9 protein-coding genes are annotated in these 9,153 nt (G+C 72.0%); 2 read left to right on the forward strand and 7 right to left on the reverse strand.

Annotation, left to right across the window (positions count from 1 at the left end):
* Window positions 1-99 precede the first annotated feature (99 nt).
* The 3 genes from LXT23_RS36375 to LXT23_RS36385 are packed head-to-tail and all read right to left on the reverse strand — an operon-like array spanning window position 100 to window position 3,857.
* On the reverse strand, window positions 100-1,302 hold the full coding sequence (locus LXT23_RS36375) for a substrate-binding domain-containing protein (protein WP_253985016.1): 1,203 nt from the start codon (window positions 1,300-1,302) through the stop codon (window positions 100-102).
* Entirely contained in the window at window positions 1,299-2,108 is an 810-nt protein-coding gene (locus LXT23_RS36380) for a hypothetical protein (RefSeq protein WP_253985017.1), read from the reverse strand. The genes LXT23_RS36375 and LXT23_RS36380 overlap by 4 nt, the downstream gene beginning before the upstream one ends.
* Window positions 2,109-2,156: 48 nt before the next feature.
* Entirely contained in the window at window positions 2,157-3,857 is a 1,701-nt protein-coding gene (locus LXT23_RS36385) for a VWA domain-containing protein (RefSeq protein WP_253985018.1), read from the reverse strand.
* A 226-nt stretch (window positions 3,858-4,083) separates the two neighbouring features.
* Here LXT23_RS36385 and LXT23_RS36390 point away from each other — a divergent pair, with 226 nt between their 5' ends.
* Complete coding sequence (locus LXT23_RS36390; protein ID WP_253985019.1) at window positions 4,084-4,890, forward strand: hypothetical protein; 807 nt, start codon at window positions 4,084-4,086, stop codon at window positions 4,888-4,890.
* 6 nt (window positions 4,891-4,896) lie between these two features.
* On the opposite strand, the gene LXT23_RS36395 is transcribed toward LXT23_RS36390, so the two are convergent.
* From LXT23_RS36395 to LXT23_RS36410, 4 genes are all read right to left on the reverse strand, one after another.
* On the reverse strand, window positions 4,897-5,604 hold the full coding sequence (locus tag LXT23_RS36395; RefSeq protein WP_253985020.1) for a hypothetical protein: 708 nt from the start codon (window positions 5,602-5,604) through the stop codon (window positions 4,897-4,899).
* The gene (locus LXT23_RS36400; RefSeq protein WP_253985021.1) at window positions 5,601-6,014 is read right to left on the reverse strand and encodes a hypothetical protein; all 414 of its coding nucleotides are present in this window, start codon (window positions 6,012-6,014) and stop codon (window positions 5,601-5,603) included. The genes LXT23_RS36395 and LXT23_RS36400 overlap by 4 nt, the downstream gene beginning before the upstream one ends.
* A gap of 28 nt (window positions 6,015-6,042) precedes the next feature.
* Window positions 6,043-6,903, reverse strand: coding sequence for a WGR domain-containing protein (locus tag LXT23_RS36405; protein ID WP_253985022.1), 861 nt, complete (start codon window positions 6,901-6,903; stop codon window positions 6,043-6,045).
* A 66-nt stretch (window positions 6,904-6,969) separates the two neighbouring features.
* Window positions 6,970-7,965 carry an NAD-dependent epimerase/dehydratase family protein gene (locus LXT23_RS36410; protein ID WP_253985023.1) on the reverse strand — a complete coding sequence of 332 codons (996 nt, stop codon included), beginning with the start codon at window positions 7,963-7,965 and terminating at the stop codon, window positions 6,970-6,972.
* A 95-nt stretch (window positions 7,966-8,060) separates the two neighbouring features.
* On the opposite strand from LXT23_RS36410, the gene LXT23_RS36415 reads away from it, so the two are divergent.
* Window positions 8,061-9,086, forward strand: coding sequence for a nucleotidyltransferase domain-containing protein (locus LXT23_RS36415; RefSeq protein WP_253985024.1), 1,026 nt, complete (start codon window positions 8,061-8,063; stop codon window positions 9,084-9,086).
* Window positions 9,087-9,153 lie beyond the last annotated feature (67 nt).

The raw sequence follows: 9,153 nt of genomic DNA on the forward strand, positions 1-9,153 counted from the left end.
CGGCGACGTGGCGAGCCCGGGTGTCCATCCACGAGAGGGAATGGCCAGGGCAGATGTGAACGGCGAGGGTGCGAGCCCGCCTGCTGGGAGAGCAGCCGACTACCGTGAGGCAGCCACCACGCGGGACCACATGGTCAGGAGGTTACGGACGACAGGGCCTTCTGGAACTTCCGCCACCGGAGGCACGTCTACCTGGATGCCGTGCGAGGCCAGCCGGGTGAAGGGGTTGGCCGCGTCCTGCGTCTTCAGCGGAACGGACGGGTCCGCGGGCCGGAAGCCGAACGCCAGCGCCCGCTCCTGCACGGGGCGGCTGCGCAGGTAGCGCAGCCACTCCAGCGCGGCGGCCTTCTGCTTCGGCGTCACCCAGCTGCCCTGCAGCACCGCCGCCGGGTGGTCGCTCCAGAGCGTGAGGGCGGGGTAGTACACCTTCAGGTTGCCCCACCGCCCCTGCGCGTTGGAGATCTGCGAAATCGCCAGGTTCTCGTACACCACCGCGATGTCGTACTTGGACGGGCCGAAGCGGACCATGTCCGTCATGAAGGTGCCGGTGGACGTCTCGAAGCGGGTGACGCCCTTCTCCAGTTGCTTCACCCACTCCTGGTACTTCGGGTCCAGCAGGTCACCCACCGTCAGGCCGCTGCGCTTGTTGTAGTACTCCATCGTCGCCAGCAGCAGCGCCTGGAGCCCGGAGTTGGAGCGCGTCGGGTCCGTGTGGCCCAGCTTCACGAAGCCCCACTCCGGCTTGCCGCCGACCGCGGGCCAGCCCTGGTCGCTCGCCACCGCCTGGTGGATGGCCTTCCACGACACCGCCTTGCCCGCGTTGGCCTTCTGCAGCACCTCCGCCCGGTCCTCCCACACCACGAAGACCAGCGGGGTAATCACCAGCGGCTGCGGGGCCTCCTCGCCGTCGGTGGCGAACAGCGGCCCGCGCGAGGGGTCGGTGGCCCAGTCCGACTCCAGCATGCGCAGCACCGCGCTGTCGGCGGGGCTCCACACGGTGGGCTTCTCCCGGCCGTCGAGGATGCCCTGCGCCGCGTCCAGCGAGCCCCGGCCCACCAGGTTGAGCTTGATGGAGGGGTGCTCCTTCTGGAACGCCGCCGCCGCGGCCTCCACCCAGTCCTTCTTCTCCGTGCTGTAGAGGAAGGAAATCTCCGTCACCTCCCCGGGCCGGGTCGGCCGCGCGTCCTCCGCGGCACCGCCCCCCTGCTGGCCGGACGTGCCCGCGTTGCGCTGGGAGGACAGATAGAAGACCCCGCCGACCGCGGCGAGGAACCCGATGATGATGAGGACCTTGGGCTTCATGCTCCGACTCGCACCTCTTGGAAGGACTTCAGGGTCTCCTCGAAGACACCAATCTCGCCGTTCATCCGGCCGAGTTCCTCGTTGAGGTCCCCGTACATGCTTTCCGTCGCCTGCGCATCCAGCGCGTGCAGGCGCATCACCTTCGCGGGCAGCCCCTGGTAGGTGGCGGCGATGCGGGACAGGTTGGCCACCACCCGCTCACGCGCTGCGTCGATGTCCACCAGGGCGGCGAGCTGCTCTTCGCGCGCCGCGCGGGCGCTCTCGTACTGGGCGCGGGCCTCTGCGTCCCGGGTGCCCACGGCCTGCTCCGCCGACAGGCGGATCTGCTCCCGCACCGCCCCCAGGTCCACCGAGGCCAGGAAGCGCGCCAGCTCCTCGCCGCGCACGGCCAGCCGCGCCGCGCGCCCCTCCAGCTCGTGCAGGGAGGACAGGGCCATGCCCATGTGTGAGCGCACCGTCTCCGGGGACTCCTTCAGCGTGCGCTCCAGTTGCTCGTGCGCGGCGGCGATGGCGCGCACCGCGTCACGCACCCGCGGGTCCTTCAGCGAGTCCGGGGCCGGCAGGCGGACGGTGGCCTCGTCCTCCGGCCTGCCGCTCAGCACCTCGCGCCAGAAGGACGGGGAGGCCAGGTCCCACGCCACCAGCGCCGCGTAGGCCGCGCCGCCCAGCGCCAGCACGGGCCAGGACTGGAGCGCCGCCGCGCCCAGCGCCGAGGCCCCCGCCACCACCAGGTTCAGGGTGCCCCCCGCCGAGCGCAGCAGCACCCGGGGGAAGTGCTGTACCAGCGCTGACTCACGCTCGGCCATTCTCACCCCTGCCTCGTCCGCCGGCCATGCCTGGTCCCGTTCCCTTGCCTAGAAGAAGGAGGCCATGTCCCGGTACACCTGGACGATGTCCTCGACGCTGCCCTTCGCGCTGGAGCCCTTGCCCGCCTCGGCGATGCCCTCCAGCACCCCGCCCTCGGCGCCCTCGCCGTAGGCGATGGTGAAGACGCGCACCGCGGAGTCCTGCTCGTCGCTGGAGGTGAGCCCCGTCTTGAGCTGGGCCAGGGTGATGGCGCTGCTCTCGTCGCGGCCGTCCGTCATCACCATCACCGCGTGGATGCGCCCCGGGTGCTGGCGCGCGCGCGCCTGGGCCACCTTGTAGGCGGCCTCGGTGGCGCCGTACAGCGCCGTGCCGCCCGAGGCGATGGTGTTCTCGATGCGGCCGGCCAGGTCCGCGCGGCCCTTCGCGTCCAGCGCCATGGGGCCGACGGGCGGGTACACGTTGTTGTCGAAGAACAGCAGCGTCACCTCGTCGCGGTCGGACAGCGTCTCCAGGAAGCGCTTCGCGCCCACCTTCGCCTCGGCCAGCGGGCGGCCCTCCATGCTGCCGGACTTGTCGAAGACGAAGATGACGTCGGTGCTCTTCTTCGTCTGGCGCCACACGGCCAGCAGCTTCTCCAGCACGCCCGCCTCCGGCACCTCCAGCAGCGTCTGTGGCTGCTTGGGGTCCGCGCCGTGCGCGGCGTCCACCGGGGCGCCGATGGGCACCGCGGGGTCCGCCGGACGGAAGCCCAGCGCCAGCGCGCGCTCCTGCGCGGGCCGCGCCTTGAGGAAGCCCAGGAAGGCCTCGGCGGCCTCCTTCTCCTCGGGGCCCACCCACTCGGCGTCCAGCGTCGCGTACGGGTGGTCAGACCAGAAGGTGCCCTCCACCGGGTAGATGGACACCAGCGGGAAGGGCGCGTGCGTGTTCTTCGCGTAGGACTCGATGACCAGGTTCTCGTAGAGGACGGCCGCGGAGATGTAGCCCGGGCCGCGCTCCAGCATCTTGTCCGCGAAGAAGCCGGTGGACTTGCCGTAGTGCACCACCGTGCCCTCAATCTGCTTCAGCAGCTCCAGCGTCTTCGGCGCCTCCACGTCCGCCGCGCTCAGCCCGCGCGTCTTGGCCGCGCCCGCGTACGCCTCCGCCAGGACGGACAGGAGGCCGGAGTTGGAGAACTCCGGGTGGGTGTGGCCCAGCTTGAAGCGGCCCCACTCGGCATGCCCGTAGGCGGCCCAGCCCTGCTTGTTGCCAGCCACCTTCATCAAGTCCGCCCAGCCCAGGGGCTTGCCGGGCCAGCCGAGCGCCTCCGCCATCGGCTTCCACATGGCGATGACGATGGGCGACAGCAGCACCGGCTCGCCCTGCCCCACCAGCGGCTGCGTGCGGCCGGTGGCCTGCGTCCACGCGCTGTTGAGCAGCGGCATGTACGCGCTGGAGGCCGGGCTGTAGACGTGGGCCTTCAGCCGGCCGGAGGTGATTTCCTGCAGCGCCTCGCCGGAGCCCAGGGCCCTGCCCTCGACGCGGATGGGACGGCCGGACTTCGTGGTGGCGCCGCTGGCCTCGAAGGCGCGCGCCTGCTCCTCCAGCCACGTCTTCTTCTCGCTGCCGTAGGCCACGGTGAGCACCACCGCGTTCGCCGCGCGCGGAGCCGCGCCGCTGCTCGCGCTACCGTCCTCACCCGACGCGGGGCCGCCGCACTTGCAGGCCGCCAGGAACACCAGCGCGAGCCATCCCGCATGGAACTTCCACATTGGAACTCCTCCCCCTGCGTCGCCGGTCACCACTGTGAAACGTGCCGACGCCGTGCCACAAGGAGTCAACCGTTTAACTCACCTCGTCTTTGCACCCCTGTCACAGGGCCGTCACAGGACGGCGACATGCGCGAGACGACGCGGTGCCCCGTGACTCGTGCCCGGCTGCCCACCGGGCGTTCGTCAGAAGGTTGTTTGTGTTCAAAACGCGAGCCAGAATGCGGGGATGACAGCAATCTTTCGACGGCTGGCGCTGACGGGCCTGGGCGTGGCGCTGGGCGCCTGCGCGACGAAGGCCGCGCCCCCCACGCAGCGGTATGCGCTGGGCATGGCGCGGGCGGACTACCGGGACTACGCGGGGGCGAAGGCCAACCCGTGTGATGCCGAGCCCCGGTGGTTGTCGGACGAGCTGACGGCGGTCAACGGACTGCTGTCGCGCTTCCTGCAGGACACGGAGGCGCCGCAGCAGGCACAGCAGGCGGCGCTGCTCCAGGAGGCGACGCGGACCCTGCCTCCCGTGCTGAAGGTGCACGAGGGCACGCTGGCGGCCCTGCAGCAGTGTGGCTTCCGCCGCAGCGGCGCCTTTCCGGAGATTGCCCGGCGCGGCGCGGAGCTGCTGAAGGCCACGCAGGCCCGGCTGGCGGAGGCGCCCGCGGCGCTGGAGGCAGCGGCGCTGGGCGAGGCCCGCAAGCGGTGGCAGGAGGAGGCCCCCCAGCGGGAGGCCACCGCGCGAGGCAGCTGGTGCGCGGACAAGCCGCAGGTGGGCCAGGCCCTCCTGTACTACGCGCGCCAGGACGCGGAGGGCCGCACCGAGTGGCGCTTCTGCGACGGGCTCCGGGTGGAGCAGCCCGCGAATGGAGCGCCCCAGCTCGTCGAGCCCGAAGGCCTGTCAGCCCGCGACCGCCGGCGCATCCAGCCGCAGCGCTACCTGGATGCCGCGCGCGACTTCCCGCCCGAGGAGGTCGACCGGCAGCCGACGCGCGTGCCCGCCAAGGAGACCGCCCCGGAGAGCGCGTCGGGTGGCAACGGCTGAGCGGGCCTACGGGTTGTAGGTGACGACGACGTGGTTGCCCGTCACCAGCAGCCGGCTCGGCACGGCGCCGTGACCCTGGAGGGTCATGTCGAAGACGAGGGCCTGCTTCAGCGCGCGGTTGTTCATCTCGCTCTGCAGGCGGCTCTCCGCGCTGGAGTCGCGCTTCGCCTTGAGGCGGATGTCCGTGGCCTGGGCCCGGGCCAGCACCCGGCTGCCGTCCAGCGTGAGCTGGATTTCGAGGTCGGCGATGGCGCCCTTGGTGACGGCCTGCTCGAAGTCCTTCACCTGTCCCCGTGCGAAGGACGGGACGCTGCCGGTGTACTTCACCTTCTCGCCGCGCATGTGCGCCTTGCAGCTCAGCCGGTTGCGGGAGAGGAAGCGGAAGTCGGTCAGCCGCTCGACGATGATTTCGCCCCGGAGCTTGCTGTTGAAGTCGCGGCCGGGCATCCGGTACGGCACCGCCTGCGCGGCCATCCGCTCCAGCGACTCGGGCGTGAAGTAGAGCGAGAAGGCCCCGTTCGCCTTCGCGGGAGTCCTCAGCTCGTCGGCGTACGTGGCGGCCGCCTGCACGGACGCGTCGGCGGCCTGCACCTCGCGGGTGAGCTTCCGGTTCTCCTCCTCTAGGGAGCGCATGCGGACCTTCGGGTCCACCGCGCAGCCCGCGAGCAGCACCGTGGCGGCCAGCGCGCTCCAGGGGGCAAGGCGCGCGCTCATTGCGGAGTCACCTGGCAGTTGCCCGGGGACACCTTCCAGCCGCCCGTGGTGCGCGCGGCGGAGAAGCCCGGCGCCAGCTGGAAGGCGCGGTGCTGGAGCTTCAGGCGGGAGTGGACGCTGCCCGAGCGCGGCATGCCCCGCGCGGGCGCGCTGGCGGACATCACTCCGGCGCAGTCCAGGCCGCGCAGCCCGGCGGCGTTCTCCGCCTGGGTGGTGGCGCTGAAGGCCTGCTCGATTTCCGCCTGCTTGCGGCGCAGCTCCTCGCGCAGCTCCTGGTTGCGTGCCTCCAGGTCCTGCGCGCGCGCGTCCGTCGGGGCGTCTGCACCGCGCTTCGCGCCGCTGTCGGACGCACAGCCCGCCGCCAGCAGCGTCAGCGCCGCCAGCAGCACTCGTGAGGTGTGGCTCGTCATGCGCGCACGGTAGCACCGGCGCGCGGGCTCACGCCTCCAGGCGGGCCAGCCGCTTCGCCAGGTGCGCGTCGCTGCCCGCGTCGACGCCCTTCACCCAGGCCGCCACCGAGCCGCCCGCGGAGGTCAGCTGTGACTCCACATGCGGCCGCAGCTCCGCCCAGCGCTTCGCCCAGCCCTCTTCAGACAGGCTGCCGCTCACCCCGGGCCGCTCCGCCAGCAGCATGCCCAGGCGCAGCGCCAGCTCCGGTTCACCCAGCGCGGCGGTCTGGTTCGACACCACGGCGGCTGCCGGGGCCGCCTGGGCCGCGCGGCGCCAGAGCTCCGTGGCGCGGACGAAGGCTGCGGCGTCCACGGCGCCCAGCAGGGACAGGGCGTGCCGCAGCGGCAGGCGGCCTTCCTTCGGCGCCACCACCACCCGCTCCATCAGCGCGGTGAAGGTAGCGGCCAGCTCCGGGTGCGCGGCGGGGTCCACTCCGCCCAGGGCCCTCAGCGCGCGCCGCGCACGGCGGGCGCGGGAGGTGACTTCCCAGCTGCGCCAGCCGAGGCGGGCGCGCAGCGCGGCCAGGGCATCCGCGGCGGCCTTCACGGCCTCGGGGGTGGGCGTGGCCTTCGGCACGCGACGGGGCAGCGGCGGCTTCTCGGGCGTCTTGGGAGGAGGCGGCGTGGCGGCCTCCTCGGCGCCCGCGGACACCTCGCGGTAGCCCTCGCGCAGCTTCTCCGCGACCTTCTTCTCGTACTCCTTCCGGGCGGAGGCCTCGTCGGGGAACGCCTTCTCCTTGCGCTGCCCCGAGGTGCCGATGCGGCCGAACGTGACGGTGAAGGTGCTGCCGTTGAGCTCCGGCTCCCAGAACTTGGAGCTGCCACCCTCGACGAACTCGAACCTGCGCATGGCACATCCTCCTGGGGCCCGTCGGCGACGGGCCGCACGTTAGCGCACGCGGGGGCGCACCGCGCCTCAAAGTGTGCGCGGCGACTTCTCGCGGTGGTCCGCCTTCAGCTCGCGCAGGCCCTCTTCGATGCTCCTGCGGCCCTCGTAGCCCAGCTCGCGGCGCGCCTTCTCGTCGCTCACCGTCACCTCGCGCCCCATCAGCAGGAACTCGGTGCGGGACAGGGGCGGCCGGCCGCCCAGGTGGAGCGTGCCCCACAGCAGGTCGCCCAGGGTGGCCAGCAACGACGCCAGGCCCGCGGGCACCGAGCGCGTGCCCGCGTCCACACCCTGCGTCGCGAGGAGCTTGGTGATGAAGTCGCGGAACACCACCGGCTCGCCGTCGGTGAGGAAGTACGCCTCGCCGCCACGGCCCTTCTCCGCCGCCAGCAGCGCGCCCTCCACGCAGTTGGCCACGTGGCAGGTGGAGGAGAGGTAGCGCCCGCCGCCGAACCACATGAAGCGCTTCGAGCGCACCGCTTCCACGAACTCCGGAAGCAGCGACGTGTCACCGCGTCCCCAGACGAAGCGGGGCCGCACGGCCACGGTGGTGAACTCCGGGGAGTTGACGCTCAGCACGAGCCGCTCCGCCTCCGCCTTGGTGGAGGGATAGTCGCCGATGGGGCGCTCCGGCACCGGCCACGTCTCGTTCACCTTCACCAACTGCCTGCCATCCACCAGCACCGCCTCCGTGCTGATGTGCACGAAGCGCTTCACGCCCGCCGCGCGCGCCGCCTCCAGCACCCGCTCGGTGCCGCGCACGTTGGCCTCGTAGAACGCCTCGCGCGGGCCCCAGGACTTCACGTACGCGGCCGCGTGGAAGACGGTGTCGCAGCCCTCCATGCCGGGCCGCAGCTTGTCCGCGTCGGACAGGTCCCCCTCGAAGGGCTCGGCCCCCGCCTCCGTCACCGCCGCTACCGCCGTGGACGAGCGCGCCAGCGCGCGCACCGAGTCCCCGCGTGCCCTCAACGCCGTGATGAGGTTCCTGCCCACGAAGCCCGAACCGCCGGTGACGAACGCGCGCATCGACTGCTCCCCTGTCCTGAAGCCCACGCGCTCCTACCACCACCCGTGTCGCTCGCGGTAGCCTTCCGGGGAACTCCAGAGACGCCGAGGCCCCCGTGCTTGATGAAGACCTCCCCCTGGTCGGAATGACGGAGAGCCTGCACGTCAACTCCGCCCTCTTTGGCTTCGTCAGCCTGAGCAGGCTGGTCTTCCCGCGCCGCATCCGCGCCTGCTACCTGCTGGGAAGCCATGCGACGAGCGAGGCGGTGGAGGAGAGCGACGTAGACCTGACGGTCGTCTTCAAGGACCGCTTCCAGCCCGGAGAGCGCGAGCGGTGCGCCCACTTCCGTCAGGCACTGGCCGGGCTGACCCGGATTCCGCTCGACCTCACCGTGGTGGACGAGGCGCAGCTGCTGGAGGAAGGCGAGGTGAAGCTCAAGCGCGCCTCCCTGCTGGTGGCGGGAGAGGACATCCGCGACCAGGTGCCCACCATGTCCCCGGAGCGGTGGCTGCGCTACTGCATGCACGGGCCCTACTTCTTCATGGAGCGTGGCCGCGCCCGAGGCGAGGGCGAGCCCCTGCGCTATCCCCTGGGCCCTCCGGACCCGAATGGCGAGTTCCACGGCTACGACTTCCGCGAGACGCTGGACGCGAAGGGGCAGCTGTACCGGGGCTTCAAGGAGCTCGTCGCCCTGGCCACATGGCTGGCCGCCTCCGCGGTAGCGCGGACCGGACGCAGCACCGCCTCCACGCGCGAGGCCTTCGCCGCACACCGCGAGTACGTCAACGACGCGTGGACGCCCCTGTTCACGGACATCTACGCGTGCCGCGAGCGCTGGGGCTATCGGCTGCCCGAGGCCCGGGAGGACCGCGAGCACCTGCGCGCGCTCTGCGCACGGATGGTGGATGCGGAGAACCACTTCCTCGCGGGCTATCGCGAGTACCTGCTGACGGAGGTGCGGCGGGGCGCGCTGGCGGACCGGCTGCTCGCCGTCCAGCGCCTGGGCGACATCCTCTACCCCGATGACGAGGTGCGCGCCGCGCTGGAGTCACTGACGGGCTCGCCGGAGGACTCGCTTCGCGAGGCGGCCCGCGAAGCGCTCCGGAAGCGGAAGCAGTACGGCGCGCCCCCCACCCGCTAAGCCACCCGCGGCAGGTCCTGTCAGGAGCCTCACCGCCCAGGCCGAAAGCCTGGGCTTCTGCGCGATT

The sequence above is a fragment of the Pyxidicoccus xibeiensis genome, assembly GCF_024198175.1.
GTDB classification, from domain to species: Bacteria; Myxococcota; Myxococcia; order Myxococcales; family Myxococcaceae; genus Myxococcus; species Myxococcus xibeiensis.

Excerpts from the sequence above, each read along its gene's own strand:
- LXT23_RS36410 (WP_253985023.1), bottom strand. The coding sequence starts at position 7,965 with ATGCGCGCGTTCGTCACCGGCGGTTCGGGCTTCGTGGGCAGGAACCTC.
- LXT23_RS36400 (WP_253985021.1), bottom strand. The coding sequence starts at position 6,014 with ATGACGAGCCACACCTCACGAGTGCTGCTGGCGGCGCTGACGCTGCTG.
- LXT23_RS36395 (WP_253985020.1), bottom strand. The coding sequence starts at position 5,604 with ATGAGCGCGCGCCTTGCCCCCTGGAGCGCGCTGGCCGCCACGGTGCTG.
- LXT23_RS36380 (WP_253985017.1), bottom strand. The coding sequence starts at position 2,108 with ATGGCCGAGCGTGAGTCAGCGCTGGTACAGCACTTCCCCCGGGTGCTG.
- LXT23_RS36405 (WP_253985022.1), bottom strand. The coding sequence starts at position 6,903 with ATGCGCAGGTTCGAGTTCGTCGAGGGTGGCAGCTCCAAGTTCTGGGAG.
- LXT23_RS36390 (WP_253985019.1), top strand. The coding sequence starts at position 4,084 with ATGACAGCAATCTTTCGACGGCTGGCGCTGACGGGCCTGGGCGTGGCG.
- LXT23_RS36385 (WP_253985018.1), bottom strand. The coding sequence starts at position 3,857 with ATGTGGAAGTTCCATGCGGGATGGCTCGCGCTGGTGTTCCTGGCGGCC.
- LXT23_RS36375 (WP_253985016.1), bottom strand. The coding sequence starts at position 1,302 with ATGAAGCCCAAGGTCCTCATCATCATCGGGTTCCTCGCCGCGGTCGGC.